This is a genomic window from Floridaenema evergladense BLCC-F167 (assembly GCF_041929205.2).
Taxonomy (GTDB): Bacteria; Cyanobacteriota; Cyanobacteriia; order Cyanobacteriales; family Aerosakkonemataceae; genus Floridanema; species Floridanema evergladense.
In genome coordinates this window covers 6,393,130-6,408,754 of sequence record NZ_CM171625.1, presented here as the reverse complement: position 1 = coordinate 6,408,754, position 15,625 = coordinate 6,393,130, and the positions used below count along the sequence as shown (strand labels likewise).

At 39.2% G+C, this 15,625-nt stretch carries 13 protein-coding genes and 1 pseudogene; 5 read left to right on the top strand and 9 right to left on the bottom strand.

Annotated elements, in window-relative coordinates; translation table 11 throughout:
- Positions 1-14 precede the first annotated feature (14 nt).
- The 4 genes and pseudogenes from ACE1CA_RS30535 (at position 15) to ACE1CA_RS30520 (ending at position 3,925) form a co-directional block, all read left to right on the top strand.
- Positions 15-2,546, top strand: coding sequence for a glycogen/starch/alpha-glucan phosphorylase (locus tag ACE1CA_RS30535; RefSeq protein WP_413276481.1), 2,532 nt, complete (start codon positions 15-17; stop codon positions 2,544-2,546).
- Positions 2,547-2,600: 54 nt separating this feature from the next.
- The gene (locus ACE1CA_RS30530) at positions 2,601-3,245 is read left to right on the top strand and encodes a histidine phosphatase family protein (protein ID WP_413276480.1); all 645 of its coding nucleotides are present in this window, start codon (positions 2,601-2,603) and stop codon (positions 3,243-3,245) included.
- A gap of 85 nt (positions 3,246-3,330) precedes the next feature.
- Positions 3,331-3,502 (top strand): annotated as a pseudogene (locus ACE1CA_RS30525) (ATP-binding cassette domain-containing protein); the annotation flags it as partial.
- Positions 3,503-3,685: 183 nt separating this feature from the next.
- Positions 3,686-3,925: a hypothetical protein gene (locus tag ACE1CA_RS30520; protein WP_413276478.1), complete on the top strand. Its 240-nt coding sequence runs from the start codon at positions 3,686-3,688 to the stop codon at positions 3,923-3,925.
- A gap of 63 nt (positions 3,926-3,988) precedes the next feature.
- Here the strand turns inward: ACE1CA_RS30520 and trpD are convergent, their stop codons facing one another.
- The 3 genes from trpD to hisG all read right to left on the bottom strand — a co-directional run bounded on the left by trpD (position 3,989) and on the right by hisG (position 7,949).
- On the bottom strand, positions 3,989-5,083 hold the full coding sequence (trpD, locus tag ACE1CA_RS30515; protein ID WP_413276477.1) for an anthranilate phosphoribosyltransferase: 1,095 nt from the start codon (positions 5,081-5,083) through the stop codon (positions 3,989-3,991).
- 232 nt (positions 5,084-5,315) lie between these two features.
- Positions 5,316-7,163 carry an ABC transporter ATP-binding protein gene (locus ACE1CA_RS30510; RefSeq protein WP_413276476.1) on the bottom strand — a complete coding sequence of 616 codons (1,848 nt, stop codon included), beginning with the start codon at positions 7,161-7,163 and terminating at the stop codon, positions 5,316-5,318.
- 141 nt (positions 7,164-7,304) lie between these two features.
- Positions 7,305-7,949: an ATP phosphoribosyltransferase gene (hisG, locus tag ACE1CA_RS30505; protein WP_413276475.1), complete on the bottom strand. Its 645-nt coding sequence runs from the start codon at positions 7,947-7,949 to the stop codon at positions 7,305-7,307.
- A 138-nt stretch (positions 7,950-8,087) separates the two neighbouring features.
- On the opposite strand from hisG, the gene rppA reads away from it, so the two are divergent.
- Positions 8,088-8,774, top strand: coding sequence for a two-component system response regulator RppA (rppA, locus tag ACE1CA_RS30500; RefSeq protein ID WP_413277962.1), 687 nt, complete (start codon positions 8,088-8,090; stop codon positions 8,772-8,774).
- A gap of 42 nt (positions 8,775-8,816) precedes the next feature.
- Here rppA and ACE1CA_RS30495 read toward each other — a convergent pair whose 3' ends face one another.
- From ACE1CA_RS30495 to ACE1CA_RS30470, 6 genes are all read right to left on the bottom strand, one after another.
- On the bottom strand, positions 8,817-10,076 hold the full coding sequence (locus ACE1CA_RS30495) for a serpin family protein (RefSeq protein ID WP_413277963.1): 1,260 nt from the start codon (positions 10,074-10,076) through the stop codon (positions 8,817-8,819).
- Positions 10,077-10,159: 83 nt separating this feature from the next.
- Positions 10,160-11,158 carry a 1-acyl-sn-glycerol-3-phosphate acyltransferase gene (locus ACE1CA_RS30490; RefSeq protein WP_413277964.1) on the bottom strand — a complete coding sequence of 333 codons (999 nt, stop codon included), beginning with the start codon at positions 11,156-11,158 and terminating at the stop codon, positions 10,160-10,162.
- Between the two features lie 27 nt (positions 11,159-11,185).
- A complete protein-coding gene (locus tag ACE1CA_RS30485; RefSeq protein WP_413277965.1) occupies positions 11,186-11,491 on the bottom strand; it encodes a (2Fe-2S) ferredoxin domain-containing protein in 306 nt (101 codons plus the stop codon).
- A 117-nt stretch (positions 11,492-11,608) separates the two neighbouring features.
- Complete coding sequence (locus ACE1CA_RS30480; protein WP_413277966.1) at positions 11,609-12,757, bottom strand: serpin family protein; 1,149 nt, start codon at positions 12,755-12,757, stop codon at positions 11,609-11,611.
- Positions 12,758-12,909: 152 nt separating this feature from the next.
- Positions 12,910-14,121 (bottom strand): aspartate aminotransferase, encoded by a 1,212-nt coding sequence (locus ACE1CA_RS30475; RefSeq protein WP_413277967.1) that lies wholly within the window; start codon positions 14,119-14,121, stop codon positions 12,910-12,912.
- Positions 14,122-14,432: 311 nt separating this feature from the next.
- Complete coding sequence (locus ACE1CA_RS30470; RefSeq protein WP_413277968.1) at positions 14,433-15,524, bottom strand: iron-containing alcohol dehydrogenase family protein; 1,092 nt, start codon at positions 15,522-15,524, stop codon at positions 14,433-14,435.
- Positions 15,525-15,625: the final 101 nt, after the last annotated feature.

Sequence of the window (15,625 nt, the reverse complement as noted above, 5' to 3'; positions counted from 1 at the left end):
TGGGAATTTGATTTATGCAAACATTGCCGAATTCATCAGAAACAGTAACAGAAGTTAGAGTAGAAGACGATCGCACTGGGTTAAGTGTAGAAACGCTAAAAAGAGCCTTTGCCGATAACCTGTTTTATATTCAAGGGAAATTTCCCCAAATTGCCAGTAAAAATGATTTTTACATGGCATTAGCTTACACGGTGCGCGATCGCTTGCTGCGCCGTTGGTTAAACACCGCCGAAACCTACAGCAGAAACGCCTCCCGCACAGTTGCTTATCTGTCAGCCGAATTCCTCATGGGGCCACAATTAGGCAACAATCTAATTAACCTGGGAATTTATGACCAAGTTAATCAAGCAATGCAAGAACTCGGACTAGACTTGCGAGAATTGCTAGAAGAAGAAGAAGAACCTGGGTTAGGTAACGGCGGTTTAGGTAGATTAGCAGCTTGCTACCTTGACTCCCTCGCCACCCTAGAAATTCCCTCATTAGGTTACGGCATTCGCTACGAATTCGGCATCTTCGATCAAGATATCAAAGACGGTTGGCAAGTCGAAATTACCGACAAATGGTTAAGTGCTGGTAATCCTTGGGAACTCCCCCGTCCAGAATGGTCTGTAGAAGTTAAACTGGGCGGACATACAGAAAAGCGTGCTGACGAACATGGAAACTTTAAAATATATTGGGTTCCTAACCAAGTAGTTAAAGGCATTCCTTACGACACACCAATTCTGGGTTACAAAACTAACACCGCTAACACCCTACGTTTGTGGAAAGCAGAAGCAGTGGAATCTTTTGATTTTTACGCTTTTGATTCAGGAGATTACTTAGGCGCAGTTCACCAAAAAACGGTTTCGGAAAACATCTCGAAAGTACTTTATCCTAACGATAACTCGGCTCAAGGTAAGGAACTGCGTTTAGCACAGCAAATCTTTTTTGTTTCCTGTTCGCTCAAAGATATGATGCGAATTATGGAACAACAAAAAGTTCCTTTGGAACAATTCCCCGAAAAATTTGTTATTCAGTTAAATGATACTCACCCATCAGTTGCTATCCCAGAATTGATGCGGTTATTGGTTGACGAATATGATATGCCTTGGGAGAAAGCTTGGGGGATTACTAAGCAAAGTTTTGCTTACACTAACCATACTTTATTGCCAGAAGCTTTAGAGCGTTGGCCGATCGGTTTATTTGGCAAAATGTTACCCCGTCATTTAGAAATTATCTACGAAATTAACAAACGTTTCTTAGATGAAGTCCGCATGAAGTTTCCCGACGATACAGATAGATTGCGACGGATGTCATTAATTGATGAATCCGGGGAACGCTACGTTCGCATGGCATTTTTAGCTTGTGTGGGTAGTTACTCAATTAATGGTGTTGCAGCATTACACACTGAATTGTTGAAAAAAGATGTGTTGCACGACTTCTACGAAATGTACCCAGAGAAGTTTAACAACAAAACTAATGGTGTTACTCCGCGACGTTTTATGGTGTTGAGTAATCCCAGACTTTGTAGATTGCTAAATAGCAAAATTGGTGACGAGTGGATCAAAAATCTGTACGAACTGAAAAAGTTAGAAGCTTTTGTTGAAGATCCAGAATTTCGTCGCCAGTGGCGGGAAATGAAGCTAGAAATCAAACAAGATGTGGCAGATTATATCAAGAAAACCACAGATATTGATGTCAATGTTAATTCAATGTTTGATATTCAAGCGAAACGTTTTCACGAATATAAACGTCAACACTTGAATGTGCTGCACATTATTACTTTGTACAATCGGATTAAAGCTAATCCTGACATTGATATTACACCGCGAACATTTTTGTTTGGTGGGAAGGCGGCACCGGGTTATTACATAGCAAAATTAATCATTAAGTTGATTAATTCTGTGGGAGATATCGTTAATCGAGATCCTGATGTGCGCGATCGCTTGAAGGTAGTTTTCCTGAAAGATTTCAATGTGAAATTTGCTCAAAGAATTTATCCTTCGGCAGATCTTTCGGAACAAATTTCGACCGCAGGTAAAGAAGCTTCCGGTACAGGTAATATGAAATTCGCCTTAAATGGCGCAATTACGATCGGCACTTTGGATGGTGCAAATGTGGAAATTCGGGAAGAAGTAGGGGCGGAAAACTTTTTCTTGTTTGGATTAACAACGGAAGAAGTTTATGCTTTGAAAAAAGAGGGTTATCAACCTTGGGAATATTACCAAAAAGATCCTGAGTTGAAATTGGCGATCGATCGGATTGCTTCTGGATTCTTCTCTCACGGCGATCCAAAATTGTTTAAACCTTTAGTCGATCATCTATTAGGTAACGATCAATATATGCTATTAGCTGACTATCGTTCCTACATCGATACTCAGGATCGAGTAAGTGAAGCATACCGCGATATCGATCGCTGGGTGCGGATGTCTATTCTCAATGTGGCAAGAATGGGTAAGTTTTCCTCCGATCGTTCCATCCGCGATTATTGCGAGGATTTCTGGAAAGTTCAACCAGTAAACATTGAGTTGAAAGAATACGTCCAAGCAACTGCAATTTTACATTAATTCGAGACCCCCGACTTCTTAAAGAAGTCGGGGGTCTGTAAAATCGAATGACAAATGACTTTACAGCTTTATTTTTTGCGTCACGGTCAAACTGCTTATAGTATTACTGGTGGTTATTGTGGCACGATCGAAAACGATCCGGGACTCACACCAGAGGGAATTTTAATGGCAGAAGCTTTTGCGAAAGCTTATTGTGATTTACCTTGGAAAGCTGCGTTTGTCAGCCCTTTATATCGCACGATCCAAACAGCAACGCCTTTTTGTGAAACTGTGGGTTTAAAAATGCAATTGCGAGACGGATTGCGAGAAGTTTCTTATGGTTGTTGGGAAGGTTTACACCCATCAATAGTTAATCAGGAATTTCATGATGAATTTGTACATTGGTTAACAAATCCTGCTTGGATTGCGCCGCCAAATGGGGAAAGGGCGATCGATATTGCCCGTCGTTCTTCTTTAGTAATTCAGGAAATTCAAGAAAGATATTCTGATGGAAATGTGTTAATTGTGTCGCACAAAGCAACAATTAGAATTATGCTTTGTCGATTGTTGGGAATAGATGTGGGTAGATATCGCGATCGCTTGGCGATGCCTGTAGCCGCAGTTAGTATTGTGGAAATGGCATCTAGGGGGCCAAAATTTCATGTAATTGGCGATCGCTCTCATCTTAGCGAATATTTGCGATCGGTTCCTTGTACTTAGGGCTGGGGATTGGGGACTGGGGACTGGGGATTGGGGATTTAAGCTTGTTAAAATATTCTCTATCAAGCGATGCGGAAAAGTTTTTATGCGTTTACTACGAGTGCAAGTTCCTGACTTTCGCGTTTTACAAAATGTTGATATTACATTTGAAAAGGATTTTTTCCCTAATATTTTTCCCCTTGGTAGTCAAAATGGTGGTGGGAAAAGTACGCTTTTACAACTGATTTTTGGATTACTGCATTGTGCTGGGAATCCCGATCGGGTAGATTTTTTAAAAAATTTACTTGCTGGTTTTAAAATTGATGACAGGATGAAACATATTGCATTAATTGATATTTGGGATGGAGAAAAAGCTGTCACACTTAAGTTTTTGCTTAAGCATAATAAGAAAATTATTACAACAACGACTGAAGGATCACCTGGAATTATTTGGAATGACGATGATAATCGATTTTCTAGCTGTAGATTTACTAATTGAATCCTTTAAAGCAGCTAGAGATAAAGATTTTAGAAAAGCCATAGAAACTGGCAAATATGGTAATAACTATCAAGAACTTATTAAAAATATGAACTTATTACTGCTTAATAAAAAAATAAATGTATCGTTTAATAATAACAAAGATGAGACAGAAAAAAAAGAGTTAATCCTTGCTTTGCTTTCTTTACATGAATTTGTATAAGACACAATTCTATTAAGCTCAGATCTTGCACCAAGAGACACAAGATCTGAACCTGAGTTTGAGTTATTTAAGAAACTCAACTAATTGTTCTAATTTTGTCCAAGCTGCGCCACTAGATAAAATTTCCCTCGCTACTGCAATTCCTTTTTGATAATCACCAACAGGAATTAATTCACCAACTTGGAGTGCGATCGCTGCATTTAATGTTACTACATCCTGTTGAGCAGTTGTACCTTTTCCTTGCAAAACATTGCGTAAAATTTCCGCATTTTCTGCAACGTCGCCACCTCGAATTGCGGCTGTTAGTGCTGTTGTTAAACCTAATTCTTCAGGAGAAATTGTTTCTAATTTAATTTTTCCTGATGTCAATATTACTAAATCTGTTTTATCTGCTAATCCCGCTTCATCTAATTTTTCTCTGCCATGTAGGACGATCGCTTTTTCCATTCCCAACTGACTCAAAGCATTAGCAATAGTCAACATTAAATGAGGTTCGCAAACACCAATTACCTGACCCGTAGGACGCAAAGGATTAACTAATGGCCCTAACAAATTAAACACAGTTCTTACTTTTAAAGTCCGTCTTAAAGGGGCAACAACTTTTAATGCCGGATGCCATCCAGGGGCAAACAAAAAAGTAATTCCTACCTCTGATAATGCCGCTTGCACTTTTTCGGGATTAGCACTAAGATTGACTCCCAAAGCTTCTAAAACATCCGCAGAACCTACCCGACTAGAAGCAGAACGATTGCCATGTTTAGCCACTGCTACACCCGCTGCCGCTGCCACAAAAGCCACTGCTGTAGAAATATTAAAAGTTGATGCGCCATCGCCACCAGTACCGCAAGTATCAATTACAGAATTGGCTAAATTTTGGGCAGAATAATTTCCAGATGACAGAGATTTTGCCTGTAATACTTTAGCCATTCCTGCTAATTCTTCAGCAGAAACTCCTTTGGCTTGTAAGGCGGCTAAAATTGCGCCTGATAAAATAGGTTCAATTGCTTCATTTAGCCATCCCTGCATTAAATCTGCGGCTTGGCTATTAGATAAAGATTGTTTGTCGAGTAATTGTTGCAGAACATTTGACCAATTACTCTGATTATTAGAATCAGTAACAACGGTGTTTTTTGACAGAGAAGCTTCGGAAGTGGTCATTCTATTTTAGGCTTTAAATTGATTCGCCAGATTTATCTGGCGACTGGGATTAACTCATTTTATCAAAGGTTAGAAATTTTTTGAACCACTCCAGACACAGAGAAGAGAGAGGAGTTTACAATTCAAAGAGGATTGCTATTTTATTTACTGTATTGGGGATAAATGAAAGTAAGTTTCCTAGTCCCTAGTCCCCAGGCTTCGACGTGAGCGCTCAGCCGAACGTCCCCAATCCCTAAGCCCCTAACATTTGCAATTTATACAAGCTGGCATAAAGTCCATTTTTTGCTAATAGTTCGTCGTGACTTCCTGTTTCGACTAATTCTCCTCGTTTTAGTACCAAAATTCGGTCTACATTGCGAATTGTGGAAAGTCGATGAGCGATAATAATGGCAGTACGCCCTATTAGTAATCTTTCTAATGCTTCTTGAATTAAAGCTTCAGTTCTGACATCTAAATTAGCAGTTGCTTCGTCTAAAACTAGGATTCTCGGATTACGAATTGCTGCCCTGGCAAAGGCTAATAATTGTTTTTGACCTCCTGAAAGGTTGGTTCCTCTTTCTCTCAGTTCGGTGTCATAACCTTGAGGTAATTGTTCGATGAATTGGTCAACATTGGTGGCTTTAGCGGCAGCTTTGACTGCTTCTAAGGAATAGTTTTCACCTAAAGTAATGTTGCTTTTGACATCACCAGAAAAGAGAAATCCTTCTTGTAAAATTACGCCTATGTGACGACGCAGTTCGGTTTGAGGTAAGTCACGAATATCAACGTCATCAACAATAATTCGTCCTGATGTAGGTTCGTAAAGCCGACATAATAACCGAATAATTGAACTTTTTCCCGCACCTGTCGGCCCAACTAAAGCGACTTTTTCTCCGGGATTAATGGTAAAATTGAGGTTCTTTAAAACGTATTCGTTTGATTTATAAGCAAAGTCAACTTCTTCAAAGCGAATTTCTCCGATCGAGGAAACGCCATCATTATGAACATAGCTGATAATCGGCAAAGATTTTGGGGTTTCGGTATCGCGGATTTCGATCGGTTCATTGAGAATGTCTGTAATCCGTTCGACAGCGGTAAAACCTGCTTGAATTGAGGTAAATTTTTCGGCTAATTGTCTGAGGGGATCGAAGAGACGTTGAGAATACAAAATAAAGGTGGATAAGATCCCAAAAGTTAAATTTTCCCGCAATACAAGCCATCCACCTAATCCTAAAACGCAAGCGATCGCAACTAAAGAAATCCATTCTAAAGTAGCAGAAACAGCCGAATCATAGAAAATTGTGATGTCAATTTCCCGAATATAGCGTTTATTAATGTTGCGAAACATTTCAGAGTTAAACTTTTCTCGGCGGAACATTTGCACCACACTAATTCCCACAATGTTTTCTTGAAGTGTGGAATTTAGCTGCGAAAGTTCTTCCCTAGCTTTATAATTTGCTTTGCGAAATTGCTTTTGAAAATAAATGATTACTAGGGAAACCGGAATTAGCATTAATATCAGTATCATTGCTAATTGCCATTGCAGAGTTAACATGAAAATGGCAATTACTAAAATACTAAATAAATCGCTGACAATCCCGATCGCGCCAGTAGAAAAAACATCTCCTAAAGCTTCAACATCACTAGTCAACCGAGTAATCAATTTCCCTACCGGAGTTCGATCGAAAAATCTCACCGCTAAGGAGGTTACATGAGTAAATAAATCCTCGCGAATTGCGGCTGTAATTTGTTGCCCAATTCTCTGAACTGTGTAAGATTGAACGCTGACAACTACAATCCGAATGGCTACTGATACTAACAGTAAACCTGCCAAAATATTGATACCTTGATATAAAGGAATCCCTTGTAAAAAAGGAAAAGTTGTCTTTTCTCCTCGAATTAAAGAAACAGCTTGTCCAATTAGTAATGGCTGAATTGAACCAGAAATTGCTACTGGTAGTAAAAGGGCGATCGATATTAGTAATAATCTCTGATTTCGGCGTGCATAAGGGACTAGCCACAAAAATAATCGCCAATCACTTTCTCGGCGCGGCAAATTTTGGTGATCATCTTCCTTAGTTAGCGGTGATAAACGAGTCATTCTCAAACCTAATTCGCAACTATTCAGCTATTCCATTTTATATTTTAGATTTTAGAACAGGAACAAATTAAAAAGCGGTACACTAACTTTATTCCCTTCTACCTTCTACCTTTTTCTAGATGACAAATGACAAATAATTGATTAAACTTTCGCTAAAATTGCCGATCGCACTTTATCCAACCAGCCATGTAAATCATCAGAATTAAGCCGATAACTTAAAGGATTAGCAATCAGTCTAGCTGTACTTTCAAATAACACATCAGTTTCAATTAAGCCGTTTTCTTTAAGAGTTCGTCCGCTAGAAACCAAATCAACAATTGCTTCCGACATTCCTGTAATTGGGCCTAATTCCACTGAACCAGACAGCGGTACAATTTCCACAGGTAAATCTAAAGCTTCAAAATATTCTGCGGCACATTTAATAAATTTAGAAGCTACTCTTCCATGTGGCGGAAGTTCCAAAGCCGATCGATAAGGGCTAGACTGTTTTACAGCAACAGATAACCGACAATAACCAAATTTTAGATCGGCGATATGGGCAACTTTCGGCTGTTTTTCCCGCAATACATCATAACCGACAACTCCCAATTGTGCCTGTCCGTATTCTACATAAACCGGAACATCTTGCGCCCTCACTAACAAAGCTTGGGCGGTATTGCTGGGATCGGAAATTTGTAATTGGCGGTTGTCAGACTCTAAAAAAGCACTGAAATCTAACCCCACAGTTTGCAATAAACGAATGGTATCTTTTAAAAGTGCGCCTTTTGGTAATGCAACAGTCAACATAGCGATTTTTGATGTTTAATTAGTTGGATCTTAAAGTGTAACAGGTAGTGCCGCAGAAATAATTACTAGGTACGTTGTTGCGCTTTAGCGCTAGAATTTAGCGCTAAAGCGCAACAACATACCCTTCTCAAAAGTTCTATGAAAATTCTTCTAGTTGATGATGAAACTGAACTTGCCGATCCTCTCAAAGCAATATTAACTCGTGACGGTTACAATGTAGATGTTGCTTATGATGGCATTTCTGGAAGTCAGTTAGCAACACAGGGAAATTATGATTTATTAATTCTTGATTGGATGTTACCGCAAATCTCCGGGTTAGAAATTTGTCAGGAGTTGCGCCGTCAAGGAAAAACTACTCCGGTTTTATTTTTGACTGCTAAAGATACTTTAGACGATCGCGTACAAGGTTTAGATGCTGGCGCAGATGATTATTTAGTTAAACCTTTTGAATTACGCGAGTTATTAGCAAGAGTTCGCGCTTTATTGCGCCGAGTAACAGTGTTAGAATCGGCTACAACTCATCAAAGATTAAAAGTTGGGGATTTAGAATTAGACTTAGAAAATCAAGTAGCTTATCGTCAGGGAAGAACGATCGAATTATCAGAAAAAGAAAGTCAACTTTTAGAATTATTGATGAGTCATCCCGGACAATTATTAACTCACACAGAAATTTACGAATATTTGTGGAGTGGTGAGGAACAACCGAGTAGCAATGTATTAGCTGCTTTAATTCGTTTGTTGCGTCGAAAAATCGAAGCAAATAATGAAAGTCAGCTAATTCACACTGTTTATGGTAAAGGTTATCGTTTTGTAGAACATAGTTAAACTTGTCAGATGAATGGTGCGTTAGTAACGCACCCTACATGATTATTTAGGATCTACAATTGAACCCATAAATAAAATTGTTCCTGTTTGATTATCGCGAATCGCACAGAAGAAAGGGCGATCGACTACCATTTTAAAAGGTGGGTTTATTGGTACGGAAGCTACTCTAACACCTACAGAAGTTACTGCCGCTGCTTCTGTACCTTCTTCATTAACTTCCACAAAAGTTTTGTGCTTGACTTCATCAATTTGTACTTCCTTTGAAGTCATGTTAGAAAAATTTGCTTGGTTTTGGAAAGCTACCCCCATTCCCAATGCTTGCAGTGCTTCATTTAAAGTAATATCATACTCCAATTTGAATCGTGGTAAAACAATTTCCCCTTCTCTAGAAGAGAATTGTTTCATCCATTGTTGCCAGTTTTCCGCAGTCAAACTTCTGGAAAAATCTGTCAGTTTAACATTCGGTTTAGGCAGAAATACAAACATACTTAAACGTCCCGAACCGTAAGGCAAACTAATAGCTTGAAACTGAGCGTTTTCGTAGTAACGATATTTACCAGTTTGAGACATCAAAGGATGCTGTTTGCGAGTTCCATTAAGTAAGGTAAAAGGTTTTTCTTGGGTAGCAGATTTAGAAAACTCTTTTTGCCAATTACCTTTAAAGTAAATAGCATTAATTAAAAACAAAACGGCTGAACGATCGATACTATCAATGATTGTGGGGATTTTCGAGTTAGTGTTTTGGCTTACCCAATCATTGATAATCTTTACAGAATTGGGGTTGTTGAAATCTAAATTTGTCGCTTTTGCTTGGTAATATTTCTCTGTTGTTTGCAAGAATTCAGGTTTAAAAGGAAATCCTTGTTTTAACCAAAGAGAGTTAGCAATATCTAGCCGAACTTTCGGATCGATCTTCGTTAAACTTTCCATTAAAGCTAACTGAGATTGGTTAATTTCTGCTAAACTCATTCCTTGTAATTGTAAGGTTTGAGCCATTGCTTGTTGAGTAGAACCAGATGCACCATTGTAAGTCATTTGTAGTGCGATCGCCACACTACTAGGCGAAACAAAAATATTCTTCTCGGCATTTTTGGCGAAAATTTGGGAAAATAATTTAAACCCAAAATCAGTATTTGCTTGCACTAATTGGTCATTCATATTATTAGGCTTTTGTTTGGTAAAACTGTTGTTATTTAAGTTAGCTTTCACTTCTTTAGGTTGTTGAATCAGCGATCCTGCTAGTAAAATAATTACGATCGAACCTAAAACTAAACTCATGCGACTCAGTAGTTGCTTTTTCATAATTATCCTTAGTTAGTTGCTCTCTTAAAAAGCATTGACAGATCATAAGTCGATGTTTTAGCCGAAAAAGTTCCCGTCAAATATTAATTCTTAACATATTTTTTAATTAATTCAAAAATTTGCTTTTGCATATTTTCTTTTAGCTCTTGGGCGCGACGATAAGCATTAGTATGATTAGTATTAGCAGAATTTTCGGGGAAGCAAACAGGTTGAATATAATAAGACAATCGAGTTTTCATTGCCCAAACACCCATTGAGGGAAAAAGTGCAAATATAGGCATTAAAAACGAAATGGGTAGGAAAGGTAGACCAAAGATTTTACCTACTTTTCTGATGTTGATAGCCCAAGGATGGAGGAACTCACTGCCTAAACAAACTACGGGGGAAATAGGGATTTGATAGCGATCGCTTAAACTAATAAAACTAGGATGAAAAGTTTCTAACTGATAACGGGAAAACCAACCTTTGCCAGGGCCACGTATACCTTCAGGTGCATAAAGTAAAATAATTCTGTGGGAAACTGCATCTGCAAAATCATCTAATTCTGCTCGCACACCCCCTAAAACTTTTGACCATCCAGGTGGTAGCCACCAAATCATCCAAGGATGTTCAAATAAAGATATTCCAGCCAAGGGTTGCACAGTCCAATTGCGCTTTTCTCCCAACAAATAAGCTAATACTAAAAAATCCCAAGGAAAAGACATTCCTGCATGATTTATTGCCACTATTAATGGTGCTGTTTCTGGCAAATTTTCTACTTGATTTAACTCCCCACGAAAATAGTATTTAGCAATAGGAGCCAGGATTTCTTGACGAAAAGCTTGTTGATAATTCGGATTAAATTCCCTATTTTGCTGAATGGGAAAACTACAACCAAGACGTAACCAGCGAATTAATAATGCTAAATAAAAACCAGCGGGAATTAAAAACAAAATATATTCTAGCCAATTCCAACCATCAGGATCGGCGTGATATTTTTGCCAATGGCGGTTAAACAAAATCAACCAACCTGGTGGATACCATAGACAAAACCAGTCAAACCAGGAAAATTTATAATTTAATTTATCTTGTTTATAATCCATTTTTTTAGCTGGGGAAATATTAGAAAATTAAGGGGATAAAAACATTTCTACTCTCAAATGAATTCTAGGATTTAGTTTGGCTTGTACAGGTTTTCCTTCCTGAAGATGTTGTTCAACAATTTCAGGAACATCGCTAGGTTGGACGCGACAATACCAAATCTCATCAGGTAGAATTCTCACTGTAGGGCCAGAACTGCATTGTCCCAGACAAAGGCTAGGTTTTACTTCTACTTCTGCCATTTCTCTAGCTTTGAAGGCGGCTAATACTTCTGCTGAACCGTTTTTCAGGCAAGAAGTGTGTTGGCAAATCATTACACAACGAGGTTCTGACATAGAGTATTTGGGTTAACAAGCGCGATCATTTTAATTGTGAACGAAAATATCTTACTTTTGCTAAAAATTATTGATTTATTTCGCTGATCATTACATTTTATACTTTAAAATTACATCTTACTGAGGGTCTACAACAGATCCCATAAACAGTATAGTTCCGGTTTGATTGTCACTTATTACACAAAAGAAAGGACGATCGACAACTATCTGCATTACTCCTCCTCTACTACCTCCACTAAGAGTAACTGCTGCGGCTGTAGTACCCTCTTCATTTACTTCTACAAAAGTTTTGTGTTGAACCTTACTAATCCATAAAGGAGGAATAGACATTGCCGAAAAATCGGCTTTCTGACTAAAAGCTATCTGCATTCCTAAAGCTTTCAAACTATCGACTAAATCAACTTGATATTCTAATTTAAAGCGAGGTAATCCAATTGAAACTTGTTGAGAATAATCGCTATCTAGTTGATTACTATTAAATTTTTCCATCCATTTTTGCCAGTTTTTATGGCTTAAATTCTGATAGAAGCCGCTTAAACCTAAATTTTTATTAGGTAAGAAAACGTACATACTTAATCTATTATCAGCATAAGGTAAGTTAATTGCTTGAAATAATTCATTTTCATAATATTTTAATCCGGGTATTTGTTGGAACATCATTTTGACTGGCTTTTGAGTTCCATTTGTCAAAGTGAAGGGGTAGTCTTTAGTTAACTCTTTAGAAAAGGGATATTTCCAATTACCTAGAAAGTAAATTGCATTGAGTAAAAGAAAAGCAGTATTTGGTTCTATGCGCTCAATAATAGTATTTATCTTGCCGTTGGTACTTCTTTGCACCCAGTTATTAATAGTAACTGAAGCTTGTGTTTGTCGGAAGTCAATATTTTGAATTTCAGCTTGATAATGTTGTTGAATTCTTTGAGTAAAATCTGGGTTAATTTTTTCTTGCCGATCGAGCCACAGAGAATTAGCTATCTTAAGTTGAGATTTCAAATTAGATTCTTGTAGCTGATTTTTGATTAGTGCGTTCGCTGCATTAAGGTCTTGAATATTGATTTCTTGTAACTCTAAAGTCCGACCGATCGCTTGTCTAGTTTCACCATTACTCCCATTGTAAGCGATCGCCAAAACCATACTTACACTAGTGGGAGAAATAAAAACATTCTGGTTAGTTTGTTTAGTTTGCAACTGAGAAAATAACTTTAAACCAAATCGCGTATTAGCAGCAACTACTTGCGGATTAATCGCCGATTGATTAACTAACATTTTTAGATCCCCGACTTCTTTAAGAAGTTGGGGATCTGAGGAAGAATTGGGAGAAAAACTATATCCATTAGCAACAGATTGTTGCCACCAAATAATAGCTAAGCCAAAAATGACCCAGCAGAGAATTACGTAATTTGCGACAAATTTAACTTTCACTCTGAACTAGCAACTAATGCTTCTGATTGGTAACGGATGTTAGCCTGTTTAAAGCGTTGCAAAGCAGTAGCTAGGCGATCGCAATCAGCAATTAAACTGATTCGCACATAACCCTCACCAGCAACACCAAAGGCATTTCCCGGAGTAACTACAACACCAGTTTGTTGCAATACGGAAAGTGCGAAATCTGTCGAACCCACACCAAACGGACAGGGCACCCAAAGATACATCGTCGCCTTAGTTTTCGGCACATTCCAACCCAAACTCGCCAACCCATCAATCAAAAAATCCCGACGCAGGCGATAGCGTTCTTGCACCTCTTGTAAATATACATCCGGCAATTTAAGAGCAGTTTCTGCCGCTGATTGTAAAGCCGCAAAAATCCCATAATCCAAATTAGTTTTTAGAGTACGTAAACCTTGAATAATATGACGGTTTCCCACCACAAAACCCACACGCCAACCAGCCATATTATAAGTTTTAGACATAGTGTGAAACTCTACACCTATTTCCTTCGCACCGGAAATTTCTAATAAACTAGTCGGCTGATAACCATCAAAAGCCAACTCTGCATAACACAAATCATGAACTAACATAATTTCATGTTTACGGGCAAAAGCCACAATTTCCTCAAAAAACTCTCGTGGAGCAGTCGCCGCAGTCGGATTACTCGGATAATTAAAGTAAAGAATTTTGGCACGTTGGGCAACCTCATCAGGAATCGCCCCCAAATCAATTAACCAATCATTTTCCGGCTTTAAGATTAAACTATACACCTCACCACCAGCAATTACTGGCCCCCGAAAATGGGCGGGATAAGCAGGAGAAGGAACTAAAACCAGATCGCCTGGGTTGATGTAAGCGATCGCCAAATGAGTCAAACCCTCCTTAGAACCCAACAAAGGCAAAGCCTCACTACTTGGATCGAGTTCCACCCCATAACGACGCTGATACCAATCAGTAATAGTTCGCCGAAAACTAGCAGTCCCCTCAAAAGGCGGATAACCATGATTAGCCGGATTTTGCAAAGCCCGAATCGCCGCCTCCACCACAGGCTGAGGCGTTGCGCCATCAGGATTTCCCATTCCCAAATCAATCAAATCTAAACCCTGTTCCCTAGCCCGCGCCTTCAACTCATCCAACCGCGCAAAAACATAAGGAGGCAAAGCTTGTAAACGTTTAGCAGGCGTAATCCAATTTAAACTCATCTTATTAACTTATTGCACAACTGCCACACAAAAAGGGTGTTTGAAAAGTATGTCACCTTTTGGGGACTGGGGACTAGGGACTGGGGACTAGGAAAGTTTTGAGTTTTGAGTTCTGAGTTTTCAGTTAGGGAGAGTTTGGGGAGTGAGAGAATTTTGAGTTTTGAGTTCTGAGTTTTCAGTTAGGGAGAGTTTGGGGAGTGAGAGAATTTTGAGTTTTGAGTTAGTTTGGACACTTAGAGAGTTGTCCCCTTGTCCCCTTGTCTCCCAGTCCCCAATCCCCAGTCCCCAATCCCCAGTCCCCAATCCCCAACCTACTTCTTCCTCGCCTCTTCCTGAATTTTCGTAGACACCATAGCTGCCATCAAATGATCGGGCGTAACCTCAAAAGGTAAGCGATGAATATCAGAATTAGGAGAACAGGTAATTTCAGCAGCTTGGCGCAACTCAGCCAAAGTAATATTCCCCAAACCTAAATCATCTAGCGATCGCGGTAAACCAATTTCCCCATAAAACTTGAGTAATTGTTGTCTCGCCGTAGCCGCTAACTGATTACCTTGCAGCATTTCCTCCAAACGCAGTTGCACCAAAATCCCATAAGCCACCTTCTCACCATGCAGGGCATTATGTGCTGCCAGAATGTGAGTTAATCCATTATGTACAGCATGGGCGGCGACAGTGCGACATTGCGCCCCACCTAATCCACCAATCACGCCTGCTAACATGACTGTGGCATCAACAACTTCTCGCCAAACTTCGCCCCCCGGTTCTTGTAAAGCAGCATGAGACTTTTGGAATAAGATATCTCGTAAAACTCTCGCTTGTTGAACCGCACCAATAATAAAGGTTTGCTGAGAATTTCCGCTACTGACGGATGCTTCATACCATTTCGCCAAAGCATCACCTATTCCCGCGACTAAAGTCCGCTGTGGGGCAGTTTGAATTAAGCTGTAATCCAACAACAATAAATCGGGACAACGTTCCAAAGACACATCGTAGAGATAAGCGCCTTGTTCGGAGTAAATGTTAGAAAGGGCTGTCCAACCTGCACAAGTTGCTGCTGATGTGGGTATGGTAACAACAGGTATGTGACATTGCTGGGCTAAAAGTTTGGCAGTATCCAAAGCTTTGCCACCACCAACACCAATAATCATGTCAGCTTGATGTTGTTCTACCTTAGCTCTCAAGGAAGCCAAAGTAGATTCTGAACAATCTGGACTATAGTGGGCAAAGGCAGTAGTTAGCTGTTGTTGTTCTAATGCTAACTGTAACTGTGGCTGGACTACGGCAAGAGATTGTACACCCCCCACTACCAAGGGGTTTTTGCCTATCCGTGCGATCGCTTCCCCACCCTGAGCTAGGGTACAGCGAATTACTTGGCTTGGGGCAATAACAAGACGAGACACTGATGTAGTTGAAGTAAACACTTATGGCAAAGATTAATCGGTATTACAACAAGACTATGTTAGCTACTTAACATTCTGGCATTGTCTTAGGAAAATCATAA

Excerpts from the sequence above, each read along its gene's own strand:
- ACE1CA_RS30535 (WP_413276481.1), top strand. The coding sequence starts at position 15 with ATGCAAACATTGCCGAATTCATCAGAAACAGTAACAGAAGTTAGAGTA.
- ACE1CA_RS30530 (WP_413276480.1), top strand. The coding sequence starts at position 2,601 with ATGACTTTACAGCTTTATTTTTTGCGTCACGGTCAAACTGCTTATAGT.
- ACE1CA_RS30520 (WP_413276478.1), top strand. The coding sequence starts at position 3,686 with ATGATAATCGATTTTCTAGCTGTAGATTTACTAATTGAATCCTTTAAA.
- trpD (WP_413276477.1), bottom strand. The coding sequence starts at position 5,083 with ATGACCACTTCCGAAGCTTCTCTGTCAAAAAACACCGTTGTTACTGAT.
- ACE1CA_RS30510 (WP_413276476.1), bottom strand. The coding sequence starts at position 7,163 with ATGACTCGTTTATCACCGCTAACTAAGGAAGATGATCACCAAAATTTG.
- hisG (WP_413276475.1), bottom strand. The coding sequence starts at position 7,949 with ATGTTGACTGTTGCATTACCAAAAGGCGCACTTTTAAAAGATACCATT.
- rppA (WP_413277962.1), top strand. The coding sequence starts at position 8,088 with ATGAAAATTCTTCTAGTTGATGATGAAACTGAACTTGCCGATCCTCTC.
- ACE1CA_RS30495 (WP_413277963.1), bottom strand. The coding sequence starts at position 10,076 with ATGAAAAAGCAACTACTGAGTCGCATGAGTTTAGTTTTAGGTTCGATC.
- ACE1CA_RS30490 (WP_413277964.1), bottom strand. The coding sequence starts at position 11,158 with ATGGATTATAAACAAGATAAATTAAATTATAAATTTTCCTGGTTTGAC.
- ACE1CA_RS30485 (WP_413277965.1), bottom strand. The coding sequence starts at position 11,491 with ATGTCAGAACCTCGTTGTGTAATGATTTGCCAACACACTTCTTGCCTG.
- ACE1CA_RS30480 (WP_413277966.1), bottom strand. The coding sequence starts at position 12,757 with ATGTTAGTTAATCAATCGGCGATTAATCCGCAAGTAGTTGCTGCTAAT.
- ACE1CA_RS30475 (WP_413277967.1), bottom strand. The coding sequence starts at position 14,121 with ATGAGTTTAAATTGGATTACGCCTGCTAAACGTTTACAAGCTTTGCCT.